The 17,901-nt window shown below is 54.2% G+C and carries 16 protein-coding genes; 10 read left to right on the top strand and 6 right to left on the bottom strand.

The genetic code is table 11. The annotated features are described in order from the left end of the window. The first annotated feature begins 9 nt into the window (after positions 1 to 9). From AAER43_RS12610 to AAER43_RS12590, 5 genes are all read left to right on the top strand, one after another. On the top strand, positions 10 to 1,068 hold the full coding sequence (locus AAER43_RS12610; protein WP_086527826.1) for a Gfo/Idh/MocA family oxidoreductase: 1,059 nt from the start codon (positions 10 to 12) through the stop codon (positions 1,066 to 1,068). Next, a complete protein-coding gene (locus AAER43_RS12605; protein WP_050862038.1) occupies positions 1,062 to 3,341 on the top strand; it encodes a glycoside hydrolase family 65 protein in 2,280 nt (759 codons plus the stop codon). Before AAER43_RS12610 ends, AAER43_RS12605 begins: the two co-directional genes overlap by 7 nt. Next, positions 3,331 to 4,005 carry a beta-phosphoglucomutase gene (pgmB, locus tag AAER43_RS12600; RefSeq protein ID WP_050861976.1) on the top strand — a complete coding sequence of 225 codons (675 nt, stop codon included), beginning with the start codon at positions 3,331 to 3,333 and terminating at the stop codon, positions 4,003 to 4,005. Before AAER43_RS12605 ends, pgmB begins: the two co-directional genes overlap by 11 nt. 3 nt (positions 4,006 to 4,008) lie before the next feature. Further along, positions 4,009 to 5,091: an ABC transporter ATP-binding protein gene (locus AAER43_RS12595; protein WP_014884050.1), complete on the top strand. Its 1,083-nt coding sequence runs from the start codon at positions 4,009 to 4,011 to the stop codon at positions 5,089 to 5,091. A gap of 66 nt (positions 5,092 to 5,157) precedes the next feature. After that, positions 5,158 to 6,072, top strand: a complete 915-nt coding sequence (locus AAER43_RS12590; RefSeq protein WP_014884049.1) for an OmpG family monomeric porin — start codon at positions 5,158 to 5,160, stop codon at positions 6,070 to 6,072. Positions 6,073 to 6,106: 34 nt separating this feature from the next. Here the strand turns inward: AAER43_RS12590 and AAER43_RS12585 are convergent, their stop codons facing one another. Next, on the bottom strand, positions 6,107 to 7,117 hold the full coding sequence (locus AAER43_RS12585; RefSeq protein WP_014884048.1) for a LacI family DNA-binding transcriptional regulator: 1,011 nt from the start codon (positions 7,115 to 7,117) through the stop codon (positions 6,107 to 6,109). 155 nt (positions 7,118 to 7,272) lie between these two features. Between AAER43_RS12585 and AAER43_RS12580 the strand changes: the two genes are divergently transcribed. From AAER43_RS12580 to tyrR, 3 genes are all read left to right on the top strand, one after another. Continuing rightward, positions 7,273 to 8,670, top strand: a complete 1,398-nt coding sequence (locus AAER43_RS12580) for a YcjX family protein (protein WP_050861977.1) — start codon at positions 7,273 to 7,275, stop codon at positions 8,668 to 8,670. Next, positions 8,667 to 9,719 carry a YcjF family protein gene (locus AAER43_RS12575; protein ID WP_050861978.1) on the top strand — a complete coding sequence of 351 codons (1,053 nt, stop codon included), beginning with the start codon at positions 8,667 to 8,669 and terminating at the stop codon, positions 9,717 to 9,719. The genes AAER43_RS12580 and AAER43_RS12575 overlap by 4 nt, the downstream gene beginning before the upstream one ends. 112 nt (positions 9,720 to 9,831) lie before the next feature. Next, positions 9,832 to 11,373, top strand: a complete 1,542-nt coding sequence (tyrR, locus tag AAER43_RS12570) for a transcriptional regulator TyrR (protein WP_014884045.1) — start codon at positions 9,832 to 9,834, stop codon at positions 11,371 to 11,373. A 33-nt stretch (positions 11,374 to 11,406) separates the two neighbouring features. On the opposite strand, the gene AAER43_RS12565 is transcribed toward tyrR, so the two are convergent. Both AAER43_RS12565 and tpx read right to left on the bottom strand, forming a co-directional pair. Further along, complete coding sequence (locus tag AAER43_RS12565; protein ID WP_014884044.1) at positions 11,407 to 12,615, bottom strand: aldose 1-epimerase family protein; 1,209 nt, start codon at positions 12,613 to 12,615, stop codon at positions 11,407 to 11,409. 275 nt (positions 12,616 to 12,890) lie between these two features. Further along, positions 12,891 to 13,397 carry a thiol peroxidase gene (gene tpx, locus AAER43_RS12560; RefSeq protein ID WP_014884043.1) on the bottom strand — a complete coding sequence of 169 codons (507 nt, stop codon included), beginning with the start codon at positions 13,395 to 13,397 and terminating at the stop codon, positions 12,891 to 12,893. Between the two features lie 107 nt (positions 13,398 to 13,504). On the opposite strand from tpx, the gene ycjG reads away from it, so the two are divergent. Next, on the top strand, positions 13,505 to 14,470 hold the full coding sequence (gene ycjG / locus AAER43_RS12555; protein WP_050861979.1) for an L-Ala-D/L-Glu epimerase: 966 nt from the start codon (positions 13,505 to 13,507) through the stop codon (positions 14,468 to 14,470). Here ycjG and mpaA read toward each other — a convergent pair. Beyond that, positions 14,461 to 15,174, bottom strand: coding sequence for a murein tripeptide amidase MpaA (mpaA, locus tag AAER43_RS12550; protein ID WP_050861980.1), 714 nt, complete (start codon positions 15,172 to 15,174; stop codon positions 14,461 to 14,463). The genes ycjG and mpaA overlap by 10 nt on opposite strands. Positions 15,175 to 15,359: 185 nt before the next feature. Here mpaA and AAER43_RS12545 point away from each other — a divergent pair, with 185 nt between their 5' ends. Then, entirely contained in the window at positions 15,360 to 16,976 is a 1,617-nt protein-coding gene (locus AAER43_RS12545) for a peptide ABC transporter substrate-binding protein (RefSeq protein WP_014884040.1), read from the top strand. Between the two features lie 94 nt (positions 16,977 to 17,070). Here AAER43_RS12545 and AAER43_RS12540 read toward each other — a convergent pair whose 3' ends face one another. Next, positions 17,071 to 17,634 (bottom strand): DJ-1/PfpI family protein, encoded by a 564-nt coding sequence (locus AAER43_RS12540; protein WP_014884039.1) that lies wholly within the window; start codon positions 17,632 to 17,634, stop codon positions 17,071 to 17,073. A 113-nt stretch (positions 17,635 to 17,747) separates the two neighbouring features. Next, a complete protein-coding gene (locus AAER43_RS12535; protein ID WP_014884038.1) occupies positions 17,748 to 17,888 on the bottom strand; it encodes an Ecr family regulatory small membrane protein in 141 nt (46 codons plus the stop codon). Positions 17,889 to 17,901: the final 13 nt, after the last annotated feature.

Below are 17,901 nucleotides of genomic sequence, written 5' to 3'. Positions count from 1 at the left end.
ATGACGAGCGTGATGAGTGCTACTACACCTTCGCCTCTGCGCGTCGCCATTATTGGCGCCGGGCAGGTCGCGGACAAAGTGCATGCCTCGTATTACGCCACGCGCAGTGATGTTCACATGGTGGCTGTCATGGACAGCCGCCTTGAGCAGGCACAGGCGTTCGCGGAACGTTATGCTATTCCATCGGCATGGCAGGACGCTCACGAGATGTTGCAAACGGTGAAGCCGGACGTGGTGAGCGTCTGTTCGCCTAACCGGTTCCATTTTGAACATGTGATGGCGGCCCTCGAAGCGGGGTGTCATGTGATGTGTGAAAAACCCCCGGCGATGACGCCGCAACAGGCCGACCAGATGCGCATCGCGGCGCGTAAAGCAGGCAAAGTGCTGGCCTATGATTTTCACCACCGCTTTGCCCTGGATACCCAGCAACTGCGAGAGGCGGTAATGAATGGCACGCTCGGTGAAGTTTACTTCACATCGGCGCAGGCGGTGCGGCGGTGCGGTGTGCCGGGGTGGGGCGTGTTTACCAATAAATCATTACAGGGTGGCGGACCGCTGATTGATATCGGCATTCATATGCTTGATGCCGCCATGTATGTCCTGGGTTTCCCTGCGGTAAAGCGTGTGACCGCGCACAGCTTTCAGAGGCTGGGAAACCGCAAAAGCACCGGCCAGTTTGGCGAGTGGGATCCTACGCAATACACCGTTGAGGATGCCCTGTTTGGCACGATTGAATTCTGTAACGGCGGCATTCTGCGTCTGGACACCTCCTTTGCGCTTAACATCCGCGAGCAGTCCATCATGAATGTCGCTTTCTGCGGCGAAAAAGCGGGAGCAACGCTGTTCCCGGCGCACATCTATAACGACGAAGCCGGGGCGTTAGTCACCCTCGCGCAGCGTGAAGAGGCTGATGACCAGCGACATTTACGCAGTATGGATGCCTTCGTACGCCATGTGCAGGGAGAGCCCGTCATGATCGCGGATGCAGAACAGGGCCTGGTTATTCAGCAGCTTGTCGCCGCGCTTTATGAATCAGCAGAAACAGGGGAATGCGTGACATTATGCTGAACGTGTCTGTCTTAACCGATCCGGGCTTTTGTCCTCACAGCCTGAATAAATACGCCTCTGTTATGGCCTGCGGCAATGGCTACATGGGCATTCGCGCTGCGCATGAAGAAGATTACACCCTGCAAACCAGAGGCATGTACCTTGCGGGTCTGTATCATCGTGCGGGACGCAACGAAACCACCGAGCTCGTCAATCTGCCCGATATCACGGGCATTGATGTTGAGCTGGATGGCGTCAATTTCACCCTCCTTGCAGGGGAGATTCTGGAGTGGCAGCGCGAGCTGGCCTTTGCCAACGGCGAGCTGCATCGTCGCGTTGTCTGGCGTTCGCCCGACGGAAACCGTTATCGGCTGGAAAGCCGTCGTTTTGTGTCGCTGGACCAGTTGCCTCTGGTGGCCATGCAGCTTTCGATCACGCCGCTTGATGCTGCTTCGCAGGCCGTGCTGAAAACCGGTATTGATGCAACGCAAACGAACAGCGGCAGACAGCATCTGGATGAAATCTCGGTCAGAGTCTTTGACCAGCACTACATGCAGGGCGTTTATGAAACGCAGGACCGGGCGTCAGATGTCGTCGTTTCGGCGTTTTGTCAGCTCTCAACGAAGAGCGACAGCTGTTTTACCGCAAAAAATCGTCGTCTCAACGTGCACCATTCCCTGACGATTGCGCAGGGTGACACTGTCACGCTTGAAAAAATTGTCTGGGTAACCCATCGCAGTGATAAAGCGCTGTCGCAGGAGTCTTTCGCTCGCAACGCGCTGGCCGATCTCAAAGTCTGCGCAGCAAGAGGCTACGACGCCTTGCTGGAAAGTTCAGCGTATGCCTGGAAAGCCGTCTGGCGTGACGCTCGTGTGGAAGTGACGTCTGCGGAACCTCAGGATCAGATGGCGCTGGATTATGCGGTCTGGCACCTGACCACGATGACGCCTGCCCATGACGAGCGAAGCAGTATCGCCGCGAAAGGGCTGACGGGAGAGGGGTATAAAGGCCACGTATTCTGGGATACCGAAATATTCCTGCTGCCTTTCCATCTGTTTACCCGCCCGCAGATTGCCCGCAGCCTGCTGCGTTATCGCTGGCTTAATCTCGCTGGCGCCCGGGAGAAAGCCCGTCGTAACGGCTGGCCCGGCGCGTTGTTCCCATGGGAAAGCGCGGCGAGTGGGGAGGAAGAAACGCCCGAGTTCGCGGCGATCAACATCCGTACCGGGATACGCCAGAAGGTGGCCTCCGCGCTTGCTGAGCATCACATCGTGGCAGATATCGCCTGGGCCGTCGTCGCTTACTGGCAGGCGACACATGATGATGCCTTTATGCGTAATGAGGGTCTGACGCTGCTGATGGAAACCGCCTCGTTCTGGATGGGACGCGCAACGGAAATCAATGGTCGTCTCGAAATCCATGACGTAATAGGGCCGGACGAATACACCGAACATGTGAATAACAATGCCTACACCAACTATCTGGCCTGGCACAACGTTGCCTGTGCCCGTCAGTTTATGGCGATGTTTGGGCGTGAAGATGCGCGTTTTACGGAGAATGCCACGCAGTTCCTGGCGCGCTTATGGCTGCCAGAGGCTGATGCAGAGGGTGTGATCCCGCAGGATGACTCCTTCATGTCAAAACCTGCCATTGATCTTACCCGCTATAAAGCCAAAGCGGGTAAGCAGACGATTCTGCTCGATTATTCCCGTGCGGAAGTGAACGAGATGCAGATCCTGAAGCAGGCCGATGTGGTGATGCTTAACTACCTGCTGCCGGAACGGTTTACGCCGCAGCAGTGTGCCGCCAATCTGGCGTTTTATGAGCCACGCACGATCCATGATTCGTCATTGAGCAAAGCCATTCACGGGATTGTTCTCGCGCGATGCGGTGACACGCAGGGGGCCTATGCCTTCTGGCGTGATGGCATCGGCATTGATTTGGGTGACGATCCGCACAGCAGTGATGAAGGGATACATGCTGCCGCCACCGGTGCGATCTGGTCTGGCGCGGTTCAGGAGTTTGCTGGCCTACAAATTATCGAAGGGGAACTGCATCTTGCGCCGAAACTGCCTGCTCACTGGCAGAAACTGGCATTCCCACTGCGGTGGCGCAACGCAACCCTGCATTTCACCTATGAAAACGAGGTGTTAACCATCGAAACGACGGCACCTGCCACGCTAACGCTGTGGGGCAAAACGCTACATGTGTCGGCGCGAAAAGTTATCACCTGTAAGGACTTTCTTGCATCTAAAGATGGGACCGCTACCACGGAGGGGCACCATGGTGCTTAAGGCTGTTGTATTCGATCTGGACGGTGTGATCACCGATACCGCACACCTCCACTTTCTGGCCTGGCGAGCCGTGGCGGAGGAAATTGGCATCACCTTCGACGAAGTCTTTAACGAACAGCTGAAGGGAATAAGCCGTATGGATTCTCTGCTGCGCATTCTGAAGCATGGCGGAAAAGAGGGGATGTTTAGCGATGAGCAGTGCCTTGCGCTTGCGACGAAAAAAAACGCGCGTTATGTCCAGTCGCTGGCATCGCTGACGCAGGATTCGCTGCTTCCGGGGATTCGAGACGTGCTGGCGGAGATCCGTGCGGCGAAAGTCAAAATTGGGCTCGCGTCCGTATCGCTCAATGCCCCGGGGATTTTGCACGCGCTGGGCATAGATCAGGCATTCGATTTTTGCGCGGATGCTTCCCGCATTCACCGCTCAAAGCCAGACCCGGAGATCTTTCTCGCCGCCTGTGCCGGTCTGGATGTACGTCCTGAAGAGGCTATCGGCATTGAAGATGCCGCTGCGGGCGTTCAGGCAATCAACGCCGCAGGGATGTTGTCGGTAGGGATTGGGCCTGGCCTTAACCATGCAGGATTACAACTTCATTCAACGCAGGAACTGACCTGGACATGCCTGACTGAATTCTGGGCAACCCGGCGTATTGATAAGGAATAAATTATGGCTCAACTGTCTCTAAAACATATTCAGAAAATCTACGATAACCAGGTCCATGTGGTTAAAGATTTCAACCTCGAAATAGAAGACAAAGAATTCATTGTGTTCGTTGGTCCATCGGGATGTGGTAAATCCACGACCCTGCGCATGATTGCCGGGCTGGAGGAGATCAGCGCCGGTGAGCTGATCATTGACGGGGTCTGCATGAATGATGTCCCCGCTAAATCTCGCGATATCGCGATGGTCTTCCAGAACTACGCGCTTTACCCGCATATGACGGTCTACGACAACATGGCGTTTGGCCTGAAAATGCAAAAAATAGCGCCTGCGGTGATTGAGGAGCGTGTTAACTGGGCGGCGCAGATTTTGGGGTTACGTGATTATCTCAAGCGTAAGCCAGGCGCACTGTCCGGTGGTCAGCGCCAGCGCGTGGCGTTAGGCCGGGCGATCGTGCGTGAAGCCGGTGTCTTCCTGATGGATGAACCGCTGTCCAACCTTGATGCCAAGCTTCGCGTACAGATGCGTGCTGAAATCAGCAAGCTGCACCAGAAGCTTAATACCACCATGATTTATGTTACGCACGACCAGACGGAAGCCATGACGATGGCCACCCGCATCGTGATCTTAAAAGACGGCATTATTCAGCAGGTCGGGGCGCCGAAGCAGGTGTATAACGAGCCGGCAAATATGTTTGTCGCAGGGTTTATTGGCTCACCGGCGATGAACTTCATTCGGGGTGCTATCGACGATCGTTATTTCGTAACGGAAACGTTGCGTCTGGAGATCCCTGAAGACAAGCTGGCCGAACTGAATGCGCAAGGTTACCAGCGTAAAGCGGTCGTCTTCGGTATCCGTCCGGAAGACATCCTTACCCTGCAGAGCAGCGGAGAAGACATCACGGCGAAAGTCAGCGTGGCTGAACTGACCGGCGCTGAATTTATGCTTTATGCCACCGTAGGGGGGCATGAACTGGTTGTCCGTGCAGGTGCAGCGAATGACTACGTCGCCGGAGATAATATTGGCATCCAGTTCGATATGAATAAGTGCCATTTCTTCGACGCTGATACAGAAGCGGCTATTAGATAAGAAAGGTGTTTGCCGGAAATGCAAATTTCCGGTTTTTTTGTTGGTTAATTAGAAAGGGAATATCTCATGAGTACTCTACTAAAAAGTGCTGCGCTCGTTCTGTGCGCAGGGGTTAGCTGTGCGCAAGCGGCAGAAACTGCGAAACAGTGGGAATTTAATATCGGGGCCATGTATGAAATTGAAAACGTCGAAGGTCAGGGCGACGATAAAGATGGATTATATGAACCTTCCGTATGGTTTAATGCGACGTGGGATGCCTGGACAATTTCTCTGGCGATGTATCAGGAAGGGCCCGTTGATTACAGCAGCATGACGCGCGGAACCTATTTTGACCGTCCGGAATTTGAATTACGCTATCGCTTTATTGGAACCGATGATTTTACTTTTGGTCTGACCGGCGGCTTCCGTAATTATGGTTATCACTTTAAAGATGAGCACGGTGCCAAAGACGGCAGCGCAAATATGCAGCGCTACAAAGTCCAGCCAGACTGGGATATTAAATTAACCGATGACTGGCGCTTTAGTGGCTGGCTTGCTATGTATCAGTTTGCTAACGATCTGGAAAAAACCGGTTATGCTGACAGCCGTGTTGAGACCGAAACGGGCTTTACCTGGACTATCAATGAAACCGTCTCCGCAAAAGTAAATTACTATTTAGAGCGCGGTTTCAATATGGACAGCTCACGTAATAACGGCGAGTTTTCCACGCAGGAAATTCGCGCCTATCTGCCTGTTTCGTTGGGCCAGACAACCTTAACGCCTTACACCCGCCTGGGGCTCGATCGCTGGTCAAACTGGGACTGGCAGGACGATCCGTCGCGTGAAGGGCATGATTTCAACCGCCTGGGTATGCTGTATGCCTATGACTTCAACAACGGTTTATCCATGACGCTGGAATATGCGTATGAATGGGAAAACCACGATGAGGGCGAGAGCGACCGCTTCCACTATGCGGGCGTAGGTGTGAATTACGCGTTCTGATACATCACTTACCAGGGGCGATCCGCCCCTGGTTTTAGCGCAGAGAAGCCGCTAACACGAAGTGGGTGTCGACAAGCACTTTTTGCGGGGCAGGTTGACCACCAATGCGCCTGAAGAGCAGATCGCAACTCTCTTCACCCAGCTTGCGAGTAGGGATATCAAACCCACCTGGCGCTGGCGTGAGAATGAGAGAGAGCATCGGGTCACTGTATCCGGCTATCACGACCTGCTCAGGGATCATCAGATTTAACTCATCCGCAGCACGATAGAGGCTTAGCAACTTCATGCTGTCGGTGGCGAATACCGCATCAGGAGGAACTGGCGAGGATAATAATGTAATCGCCGCAGCGAGTGCACTCTCGTGGGTATAACCACCATCCATGATCCAGTCGGAATGAATAGCAATATTATGTTTTGCCAGACTGGCTTTATAGCCCGCCAGACGATCAATTGAAACGTGGTAATCAAGCGGTGCATGCAGACAGGCAATTTTCCGTCGCCCATTTTTAATGAAGTTATCCGTCAGCGTGGCGCTGTCATTAAAATTATCCGTATCGACGGAATAGATATTCTGATAATCACCTTCCACTTTGCCAATGACGACGACGGGTACGCCATACGCATCCAGCGTGCTGAAAAAAGATTCATTTGCCGGTGAACTCAGCATGATGACGCCTTTGATCATTTTCTGCTTTATTTTGCTCACACATTTCAGCAGATCGTCTTCGCTGCTTTTGGATGTTTGCAAAATAACGTCAAAACCTTCTTCTTCCGCTTTTGTTGTAATCGCATGAAGAACATCAGAGAAAAAAGGGTTACCGGCTGTGGTTTTGGTCGAGCGGGTCGATATAACCATAATGGCATCGAAGCCAGAAGAGGTCAGTGCGCGGGCCAGTTTGTTGGGCTGATAATTTAATTCGTCTATCGCCTTCAGCACTTTGTCACGTGCTTCGGGGGATATATTCGTTTGTTTATTCAGAACGCGGGATACGGTTGATTTCGATACGCCCGCAACCCGTGCGATATCATAGATGGTGGGTGACATACACCTTACTCACTCCGGACTGACAGCAATGCCGCTCATCTTACTGGAGAGAAAACGGCAATAGCAATAAATAAGAATTGATAATCAACGATCTGCCCCCATTTATTGTATTCTGAAGCCATGCATTCCAGGCTTCCGGGCAATGAAGGATGGCGATGAAGCGACTTAAGAACGAACTCAATTCACTGGTGAACCGTGGCGTTGACCGACATCTGCGCCTGGCCGTCACCGGGCTAAGCCGCAGCGGCAAGACGGCATTCATAACGGCGATGGTGAACCAGCTCCTGAACCTGCACGCCGGAGCGCGCCTGCCGTTGCTCAGCGCCGTGAGAGAAGAGCGTCTGCTGGGCGTTAAGCGCGTCCCTCAGCGCGATTTTGGTATTCCTCGTTTTACCTATGACGAAGGGCTGGCACAACTTTACGGGGAGCCGCCCGCGTGGCCGACGCCGACGCGAGGCGTGAGTGAAATTCGCCTTGCGCTGCGTTTCCGCTCAAATGAATCCCTGATGCGCCACTTCAAGGATACCTCCACCCTGTATCTGGAAATCGTCGATTACCCGGGCGAATGGCTGCTCGATTTGCCGATGCTGGCGCAGGACTACCCTAGCTGGTCCCGTCAGATGACAGGGTTGCTGCAGGGACAACGCGCTGCGTGGTCAACGAAATGGCGAGCGCTGTGTGAAGGTCTGGATCCGCTGGCACCAGCGGATGAAAACCGTCTGGCGGCGATTGCCGAGGCCTGGACGGACTATCTTCATCAGTGCAAACAGGAAGGGCTGCACTTCATCCAGCCGGGGCGTTTTGTCTTGCCGGGGGACTTAGCCGGAGCGCCCGCGCTGCAGTTCTTCCCCTGGCCAGATGTGGACGGCGCCGGTGAATCGAAGCTGGCCCAGGCCGGTAAACACACGAACGCCGGGATGCTGCGCGAGCGGTACAATTACTACTGCGAAAAAGTGGTCAAAGGATTTTATAAAAACCACTTCTTGCGTTTCGACCGCCAGATTGTGCTGGTAGATTGCCTGCAGCCGCTTAACAGCGGGCCGCAGGCATTTAACGATATGCGCCTCGCGCTGACCCAGCTGATGCAGAGTTTTCACTACGGGCAGCGGACGCTGTTCCGTCGTCTTTTCTCACCGGTGATCGATAAGCTGCTGTTCGCGGCCACGAAAGCCGATCACGTGACGGTCGATCAGCATGCCAACATGGTTTCTCTTCTGCAGCAGCTGGTGCAGGATGCGTGGCAAAATGCCGCGTTTGAAGGGATTAGCATGGATTGTCTTGGGCTGGCCTCCGTCCAGGCGACGCAGAGCGGGCTGATTGATCTCAACGGCGAGAAAATACCGGCATTGCGCGGGAATCGCCTCAGCGACGGTGAGCCGCTTACGGTCTATCCGGGCGAAGTGCCTGCCAGGCTGCCGGGCCAGGCCTTCTGGCAGAGCCAGGGTTTCCAGTTTGAAGCCTTCCGCCCTCAGGCGATGAGCGTCGATCGGCCGTTACCACACATCCGTCTGGATGCGGCGCTGGAGTTTTTGATTGGAGATAAATTGCGATGACGGAACCGTTAAAACCACGCATAGATTTTACCGGAACGCTTGAGCATGCGGATCGCGAAGCGTTTAAAACGGCGCAGACGTTCAGCGGTACGCAGGCAGAGAACTTTGCCCCGGCACTGCCGGACGATCCCGCGGTTGAGGAGGGGCCAGCGGAGGCGGTCGTGGAGGCCGCTTTGCGTCCAAAACGCAGTGTGTGGCGCAGAATGGTCACCGCCGGTCTGGCACTGTTCGGCGTCAGCGTGGTCGGGCAGGGCGTCCAGTGGGCGATGAACGCCTGGCAAACGCAGGACTGGGTCGCACTGGGCGGATGTGCCGCAGGTGCGCTGATTGTTGGCGCGGGCGTGGGGTCTGTTGCGACGGAGTGGCGACGTCTCTGGCGTCTGCGACAGCGCGCGCATGAGCGTGATGAAGCCCGGGATCTCCTCCACAGCCACGGAACCGGCAAAGGCCGCGCGTTTTGTGAGAAACTGGCCAGCCAGGCCGGTATCGATCAGTCGCATCCGGCGCTTCAGGGCTGGTATGCCGCCATCCATGAAACGCAGAATGACCGGGAAGTGGTAACGCTCTATTCCCATATGGTTCAGCCGGTACTGGATGCCCAGGCGCGACGCGAGATTAGCCGTTCTGCGGCAGAGTCCACGCTGATGATTGCCGTCAGCCCGCTGGCGCTGGTGGATATGGCGTTTATCGCCTGGCGTAACCTGCGTTTGATTAACCGTATCGCTCATCTCTACGGTATCGAGCTGGGTTACTACAGTCGACTCAGACTGTTCAAGCTGGTGTTACTCAATATCGCCTTTGCTGGTGCGAGCGAACTGGTGCGTGAAGTGGGCATGGACTGGATGTCGCAGGATCTGGCTGCGCGTCTTTCGGCTCGCGCTGCGCAGGGTATTGGCGCGGGCTTACTGACGGCGCGTCTGGGTATCAAGGCGATGGAAGTGTGCCGACCGCTGCCGTGGATCGATGGCGATAAGCCACGGCTGGGGGATTTTCGGCGCGAACTGATTGGCCAGCTTAAAGAGACGCTCAATAAAAAACCTGCTCCGTGAGGTTTTGTTCACTTATCGTGCTGGCTGTCAATATTTGTTGACAGCCATCTTCCGGTTCACAGTGTTCTGACATATCATTTTAACGTTACTGGCTTAAAACGGTGAATTTCCCATGCGTCTTGAAGTCTTCTGTGAAGACCGTCTCGGTCTGACCCGCGAGTTACTCGATCTTCTTGTTTTACGTAGCATTGATTTACGTGGCATTGAGATCGATCCTGTCGGGCGAATTTACCTCAATTTTGCCGAAATTGAATTCAATACCTTTAGCAGTCTGATGGCGGAAATCCGCCGTATCGCTGGCGTTACGGATGTGCGCACTATCCCCTGGATGCCCTCCGAGCGAGAGCACCTGGCACTGAGCGCGCTGCTGGAAGCCATGCCTGAACCGTTCCTCTCTCTGGATCTGAAAAGTAAAGTCGAGCGCGTTAACCACGCAAGCTGTCAGCTATTCGCACAGAGCCAGGAGAAGCTCAGCAATCAACATGCCGCACAGCTGGTCCCGGGTTTTAACTTCCAGCGCTGGCTGGACAGCAACCCGCAGAATACCCATAGCGAGCATGTAGTGATAAACGGGCAGAATTTCCTGATGGAGATCACACCGGTTTATCTGAAAGGGGAAAGCGACACCCGCGTACTGACCGGCGCCGTAATTATGCTGCGCTCGACGTTACGTATGGGCCGCCAGCTGCAAAACCTCTCCAGCCAGGATGTCGGCGCATTCAGCCAGATTATTGCCGTCAGCCCGAAAATGCGTCATGTGGTTGACCAGGCGCGCAAGCTCGCCAGCCTGACCGCGCCGCTGCTGATTACTGGCGATACTGGTACCGGGAAAGATCTGCTGGCTCACGCTGTGCATCTGGCAAGCCCGCGTGCGGCAAAACCGTATCTGGCACTTAATTGCGCCTCTATTCCGGAAGATGCTGTTGAAAGCGAACTGTTTGGACACGCGCCGGAAGGCAAGAAAGGGTTCTTCGAGCAGGCTAACGGCGGCTCCGTGCTGCTGGATGAGATCGGTGAAATGTCGCCGCGCATGCAGGCCAAGCTGCTGCGTTTCCTGAACGACGGAACCTTCCGCCGCGTTGGTGAAGATCATGAGGTGCATGTGGACGTGCGCGTCATCTGTGCCACCCAGAAAAACCTGGTGGAACTGGTGCAAAAGGGGATATTCCGCGAGGATCTCTATTACCGCCTTAACGTCCTTACGCTGAACATTCCACCGCTGCGCGATTGTCCGCAGGACATCATGCCGTTAACGGAACTGTTTGTCGCCCGCTTTGCCGACGAGCAGGGCGTCCCGCGTCCGAAGCTTTCTGCCGATCTCGGCACGGTGTTAATGCGCTACGGTTGGCCGGGCAACATCCGTCAGCTTAAAAATGCCGTTTATCGTGCACTTACCCAACTTGAAGGGTATGAACTGCGTCCGCAGGATATTCTGCTGCCTGATTACGACGCCGGAACGGTATCGGTAGGTGAAGAGGCGATGGAAGGGTCGCTGGATGATATTACCAGTCGCTTTGAACGCTCCGTCCTGACGCAGCTTTATCGCAGCTATCCAAGTACTCGCAAACTGGCAAAACGGCTTGGCGTATCGCATACCGCGATTGCGAATAAGCTGCGTGAGTATGGTTTGAATCATAAGAAGGGTGACGAATAGCAAAAAGCCTCTGTAAAGAGGCTTTTTTAATGTTTATTCCTTCGCCAGCGGTGTGGTCACGATTTCTGTTTTTGTCTCTCCCTGAATGGCCGCAATCCTGTTTTCAACCTCTTTCACCTGTTGCGGGCTATGAAGCAGGGTATAGGTGAGATCAAACTGCGCGCTGGCCCCTGGCTGTAATTGCTTAACCCGTTTCTGCTCACGTTCTATGGTCACGGGGTAGGCGTAGCTCGTACCCGGCTCAATCCCCGTAACGTACCCCTGTTTTGGCGTATCGGTATTTTTCCATAAGGTCAGCACGGGTAGCTGGCGTGTATCAAACTGAATTGACGCGCCTTTATCGCCGGCTTTGTTGACCACCGCCGCGAGGGTTTCGTGGTTGTTGTCCGCAAGCGGTTTGATGTTAAAGACCATCTCATCAAAGCCTTTTGTCGGCCCGGCATAGGTTTGCCAGTTGTCTACGCCCGCTTTAGCGTAATCGTTGAAGGGGCTCACGCTTATCGCCGGAGCAAGGAAGCGTGCACCTTCTTCGAGGATCGGTGTCCCGAAGTTACTGTGATAGATGATTTGATAGTCATGAGGGTAATCGGCATGGTTTGTCAGGACATCATGCAGGCTGAACTGGTTAGTTCCTGGAACGTAACGCAGTTCGGTCATGGTTTGCAGATCCGCTTTTTTAAACGTGCTCTCTTTGATTAACCCGCGAATACGAATTTCATACGGGGCGGTATCCGCAACGTCAACTTCGACATGAGAAGCCGGGGTATTACCGGCCTTGCCGTGAAGCGTATAAATCTGGCCGTCAGCCGTGACCGGGTGTCCCGTCCACTCATAACCACAGCGGACCATCATCTCATTGAATCCTTCCAGCCAGCCGAGGCCGTTTCGGCTTTCCAGATTTATATACGCCGGGTTAACGACCTCTTTAACGGGAGAATTCCACCCCAGTCGGGTACCAAAACCTTCAACATGCAGAAGATTCATTCCGCGCGTCGGGCTCAGGGTGATTGTCAGACCGTTTTTACTGCTGATAATGATAACTTTACTGCCTTCCTGCTTTCCGCCGTGCAACACTTTCTGCTCAATGCTGAACGTTTGGTCGTTAATTTTCAGCTCATCGCTGGAAATCTTCCAGTTTCCTTTTTCTACGCTGCTTTCAGCGCTGGTCAGCACCCACGTTTTTGCTGCGGCGTGACCCGAAACCAGTACCGCAAGGAGCGTTAAAGCCAGTTTTATTTTCATTTTGATCCCTTTTTGCTGAAACGATTATTTGATTTCGTAAGCAAATCTAATGTTTTGCCGTAAAGGGAAATGTGATGGGCTTCACTGAGGGCGAAGATGATAAATATTAACCAATATTATGTGGGTAAGATCGCGTTATTGTTGAGTTTCTGATATTGAATTGCATAAATACTGTGAAGTTATCATATTTTTGCTTTAACGATTCAGCGTATGGGTAATAAAAAACCCCGCCATCGCGAGGTTTTGAAAACGAAGTATAAATTGCTAAGTCACTGTTATGCTTTAAGCTTATCCAGTGCGGCGGTGTAATCCGGCTCGGTCGTAATTTCGTTAACCAGTTCGCTGAAAAGGACAGTGTCGTTTTCATCAATAACCAGTACAGCGCGTGCAGCCAGACCTTTCAGTGGACCTTCCGCGATGCTAACACCGTATTTTTCGAGGAAATCCGGGCTACGCAGGGTGGAGAGGGTGATAACGTTGCTCAGGCCTTCAGCGCCGCAGAAGCGGGACTGGGCGAACGGCAGGTCAGCGGAAATGCACAGCACCACGGTGTTGTCCATTTCGGTGGCCAGCTGGTTGAATTTACGCACGGAGGCAGCGCAAACGCCGGTATCAATGCTTGGGAAAATGTTCAGCACTTTGCGTTTACCCGCAAACTGAGCCAGTGTGACGTCAGACAGATCTTTAGCCACCAGAGTAAAAGCCTGCGCTTTGCTGCCAGCCTGCGGAATGGAACCTGCAACAGCAACCGGGTTGCCCTGGAAATGAACGAGTTGTGACATAGATATCTTCCTGTTTACATATAGTTAACGTCGGGGCTAGTGTATGCCATCAGCAGATAACACGGCAAACCAATTTTTTCGCCTTTCCGGGCCGCAAGGAGTCAGTGATGAGAAGCGTTAAGGTCTATGAAGAAGCCTGGCCATTGCATACCCCGTTTGTGATCTCTCGCGGCAGCCGAAGCGAAGCCAGCGTGGTGGTCGTTGAAATCGAAGAGGATGGTTTTAAAGGCGTTGGCGAATGCACGCCTTACCCGCGCTATGGGGAAAGTCTCGCGTCGGTCATGGCGCATATCATGACGCTGGTTCCGGACCTGCAAACCGGACTTTCTCGCGAGGCGCTCCAGCACCGTTTACCCGCCGGGGCCGCGCGCAACGCCATTGATTGTGCGCTCTGGAACCTGGAAGCGGCGAAACAGCAAACATCGCTGACGTCATTGCTGGGCGTGGTGCTGCCGGAATCGGTGGTTACCGCGCAAACGGTGGTAATCGGTGAGCCGGAACAGATGGCCGCCAGCGCAAAAGCGCTCTATGACGCCGGGGCAACGCTATTGAAAGTGAAACTCGACGATCGCCTGATCAGCGAGCGAATGGTCGCTATTCGCTCAACGGTTCCCGCCGCCACGCTCGTTGTTGACGCCAACGAATCCTGGCACCCGGAAGGGCTGGCCGCACGATGTCAGCTGCTGGCCGACCTGGGGGTCGCCATGCTGGAGCAGCCTCTGCCAGCAGAAGATGATGTGGCGCTGAATAATTTTATCCATCCATTGCCCGTCTGCGCGGATGAAAGCTGCCATACCCGGGAACGTTTGAGCGACCTTCAGGGGCGCTATGAGATGGTCAATATTAAGCTCGACAAGACCGGCGGCCTGACAGAGGCGCTGGCCCTGGCGGAAGAGGCCCGGGCGCAGGGATTTGCGCTGATGCTGGGCTGCATGCTCTGCACGTCCCGGGCGATCGGTGCGGCGCTACCGCTGGTTAATCAGGTCCGTTTCGCCGATCTGGATGGCCCGACGTGGCTGGCGGTTGATGTGTCACCCGCGCTTAATTTTACCGGCGGCGTGCTTCATCTCTGAGGCTGCCAGCGTAAAAGCTCCATCATGGCTTTTAAGTACTTTTCGCTGGCTTCGTCGGACGAGATCGCCGGGAATTCAGCGGTAATGCAGGGCAGGCTCAAATCGGCGCACCAGCTACCGAATGATCCTGGCGTTTCATAGCCGACGCTGGTAACGAGTGGCAGGGCAAATGCTTCCGCGAGCCAGGCGCCCAGCTCGGAGTGACGCGGATCTTCAATACACGCCAGCGGATCGTGGAAAGAGACAATCCATGCAGGGTGGATCTTATGGATGAGCTGGCACAGCGCCTGGGTTTCAGGCTCCGAGCCCGGTTTATCTCCCGTCAGCAGAACCACATCACGCTCCTCGGCGGAGCTGTTCCAGCGATAAACGGTTTCTCCGGCGCGCCAGTTTGCTGCCGGGAAATTACGATTTAAGTCCACGCCTCTCGCATTGGCGCGTAGACCGAGCTGACAGCCGTCCGGGTTAACCGCCAGAATCACGTGATGACGCCGTAATGAGGGCGTTAGTGTCCGCAGCGCGCATGAAAGCGTCACGATGGAGGAGTTTTCGTCACCGTGCGTGCCGGCAAGAATCAAGCCGCTGTCGCGGTCGGCATCGGGGGCGGGGAACCAGATCAACGATGCGCCTAAAAATGAGCGGCCATATTGCTCAGCGCCCGGCGGAAAGGCGCCGCGTTCCGCTCTCGGTCGGGTGTTTGTCATACGAAATCCTGATAAAAAGATCACTACTCGCAGTGTTGTGCAAAACACGCGGTTAATCAAATAGTTTCCGAAATGGTTGAGAATTGCCTTAAATCACTATTCGGGAGTAAGTTGTTTGCATTTCTTTTTGTCGAAACAAATAATTACGCATCTGCTTGTTACCTGAATTCATTAAAGGGGATCTTATGAAGCATCCTGTTTCGCGTCTTTTTGCCGCACTGTGCCTGTGCGGACTCTCTTCACTCTCTTTCGCTGCGGATGTGCCACAGGGTACGGCACTGGCGCAAAAACAGGAGCTGGTCAGACACATTAAAGACGAACCGGCTTCACTCGATCCGGCAAAAGCGGTGGGGCTGCCAGAGATTCAGGTGATTCGCGATCTCTTCGAAGGTCTGGTGAATCAGAATGAGAAAGGGGAGTTGACGCCGGGAGTGGCAACGCGCTGGCAGAGCAACGATAACCGCATCTGGACATTTACCCTACGCGATAACGCGAAGTGGTCCGACGGTTCGCCTGTCACCGCCCAGGATTTTGTCTACAGCTGGCAGCGTCTGGTTGATCCGAAAACGACCTCTCCGTTTGCCTGGTTTGCTGCCCTGGCGGGTATCAACAACGCGCAGGCCATTATTGATGGTAAAGCTGCACCCGATACGCTTGGCGTAACGGCGGTCGATGCCAGAACATTACGCGTCCAGTTGGACAAACCGCTGCCGTGGTTCAGTAATCTGACGGCTAACTTTGCCTTCTACCCGGTGCAAAAAGCCAACGTAGAAAGTGGTAAAGAGTGGACCCGTCCGGGATCTCTGGTCGGCAATGGTGCCTATGTCCTGAATGACCGCGTGGTGAATGAAAAACTGGTTGTCGTCCCCAATACCCACTACTGGGACAATGCAAAAACCGTCCTGCAAAAGGTCACTTTCGTACCGATTAACCAGGAATCATCGGCCACCAAACGTTATCTGGCGGGTGATATTGATATTACCGAATCGTTCCCAAAAAACATGTATCAGAAGCTCCTGAAGGATATTCCGGGCCAGGTTTACACACCGCCTCAGCTGGGCACGTATTACTATGCGTTCAATACGCAAAAGGGCCCAACGGCCGATTCCCGCGTTCGCCTGGCGCTGAGCATGACCATCGATCGCCGCATTATGGCGGAAAAAGTGTTAGGCACGGGAGAGAAGCCCGCATGGCACTTCACGCCTGACGTGACGGCCGGGTTCACCCCGGAGGCCTCGCCATTTGAACAGATGTCGCAGCAGGAGCTGAACGCCCAGGCGAAAACCTTGCTGCAGGCCGCGGGGTATGGCCCTCAGCGTCCGCTGAAGCTGACCCTGCTGTACAATACTTCAGAAAATCATCAGAAGATTGCCATCGCGGTGGCGTCCATGTGGAAGAAAAATCTCGGTGTGGATGTCAAACTGCAAAACCAGGAGTGGAAAACGTACATTGACAGCCGTAATACCGGTAACTTTGACGTGATCCGCGCCTCCTGGGTGGGCGATTACAACGAGCCATCGACATTCCTTTCGCTGCTGACCTCAACCCACAGCGGTAACATCTCGCGTTTCAACGACCCGGCCTACGATAAAATTATCCACCAGGCGACGCTGGAAACCACGGCGAAAGCGCGCAATACGGACTACAACATGGCGGAAAAAATCCTCACGGAGAAAGCGCCTATCGCGCCGATTTATCAGTACACCAATGGCCGCCTAATTAAGCCGTGGGTGAAAGGCTATCCTATTAATAATCCGGAAGACGTGGCGTATAGCCGGACGATGTATATTGAGAAGCACTGACGGGAGAGAATAACCTTGTCGCACTGAAAACTGGCGCACTCTGGCGCCAGTTTTTACTTATGCCCGCGCGTGCCGCTGATGGGCCGCACCACTGTTACTCCAGCAAAGCGCTAAACTTCGCCAGCCACTGTGGATGAGCGGGCCAGGCGGGGGCGGTGACCAGATTACCGTCTACATGTGCCTGGTCGATGCCGATACTGGCGTAGTGTCCACCGCTAAGACGCACTTCAGGCGCACACGCCGGGTAGGCGCTGCAGGTTCGGCCTTTTAGTATGCCGGCAGCAGCAAGCAGTTGCGGACCATGGCACACGGCGGCGATTGGCTTACGTGCCGCGTCAAATGCCTGCACCAGCTTGAGCACATCGTCATTTAACCGCAAATATTCTGGCGCTCTGCCGCCTGGGATAAGCAGTGCGTCATAGTCCTGCTCCCGTGCGGCGGAAAAGTCAGCATTGAGGACAAAACGGTGGCCGGGCTTTTCGCTGTAGGTCTGGGCACCGTCGAAGTCATGGATTGCCGTAATGATGTAGTCCCCCTTCGGTTTGTCGGGGCAAACGGCATCCACCTGATGACCAATCATCTGTAATGCCTGAAACGGGACCATGGTTTCATAATCTTCGGCGTAATCGCCAACCAACATCAGGATTTTCTTGCTCATCTTTCCTCACCCTTATTTATAGAGATGATTAAGATATAGCCTGGTATGGCTCAATTGCCGGAAATAAAAAAGCCCGTCAGAGCACGGGCAAAATAAGTAAATGAATTATTGCACTACAGCGCATCGAAGGTCGGGTAGAGGGTATTTTCCAGATATTCAACGAAATACCAGATCTCACCGCTAAAAATAAACCACAAGCCAAATATAATAAGGATGAAAATAATTAAGGTGAGTATTATTTCAGTCTTTCCCATTGTAGCGACTACC

Origin of the sequence: Enterobacter sp. FUJ80071, from assembly GCF_038739915.1 — a bacterium.
Classification (GTDB): Bacteria; Pseudomonadota; Gammaproteobacteria; order Enterobacterales; family Enterobacteriaceae; genus Enterobacter; species Enterobacter kobei.
This window is presented reverse-complemented; position numbering and strand designations above follow the sequence as displayed.

Excerpts from the sequence above, each read along its gene's own strand:
- AAER43_RS12590 (WP_014884049.1), top strand. The coding sequence starts at position 5,158 with ATGAGTACTCTACTAAAAAGTGCTGCGCTCGTTCTGTGCGCAGGGGTT.
- pgmB (WP_050861976.1), top strand. The coding sequence starts at position 3,331 with ATGGTGCTTAAGGCTGTTGTATTCGATCTGGACGGTGTGATCACCGAT.
- ycjG (WP_050861979.1), top strand. The coding sequence starts at position 13,505 with ATGAGAAGCGTTAAGGTCTATGAAGAAGCCTGGCCATTGCATACCCCG.
- AAER43_RS12585 (WP_014884048.1), bottom strand. The coding sequence starts at position 7,117 with ATGTCACCCACCATCTATGATATCGCACGGGTTGCGGGCGTATCGAAA.
- AAER43_RS12595 (WP_014884050.1), top strand. The coding sequence starts at position 4,009 with ATGGCTCAACTGTCTCTAAAACATATTCAGAAAATCTACGATAACCAG.
- AAER43_RS12575 (WP_050861978.1), top strand. The coding sequence starts at position 8,667 with ATGACGGAACCGTTAAAACCACGCATAGATTTTACCGGAACGCTTGAG.
- AAER43_RS12605 (WP_050862038.1), top strand. The coding sequence starts at position 1,062 with ATGCTGAACGTGTCTGTCTTAACCGATCCGGGCTTTTGTCCTCACAGC.
- AAER43_RS12545 (WP_014884040.1), top strand. The coding sequence starts at position 15,360 with ATGAAGCATCCTGTTTCGCGTCTTTTTGCCGCACTGTGCCTGTGCGGA.
- AAER43_RS12540 (WP_014884039.1), bottom strand. The coding sequence starts at position 17,634 with ATGAGCAAGAAAATCCTGATGTTGGTTGGCGATTACGCCGAAGATTAT.
- AAER43_RS12535 (WP_014884038.1), bottom strand. The coding sequence starts at position 17,888 with ATGGGAAAGACTGAAATAATACTCACCTTAATTATTTTCATCCTTATT.
- tyrR (WP_014884045.1), top strand. The coding sequence starts at position 9,832 with ATGCGTCTTGAAGTCTTCTGTGAAGACCGTCTCGGTCTGACCCGCGAG.
- tpx (WP_014884043.1), bottom strand. The coding sequence starts at position 13,397 with ATGTCACAACTCGTTCATTTCCAGGGCAACCCGGTTGCTGTTGCAGGT.
- AAER43_RS12580 (WP_050861977.1), top strand. The coding sequence starts at position 7,273 with ATGAAGCGACTTAAGAACGAACTCAATTCACTGGTGAACCGTGGCGTT.
- AAER43_RS12565 (WP_014884044.1), bottom strand. The coding sequence starts at position 12,615 with ATGAAAATAAAACTGGCTTTAACGCTCCTTGCGGTACTGGTTTCGGGT.
- mpaA (WP_050861980.1), bottom strand. The coding sequence starts at position 15,174 with ATGACAAACACCCGACCGAGAGCGGAACGCGGCGCCTTTCCGCCGGGC.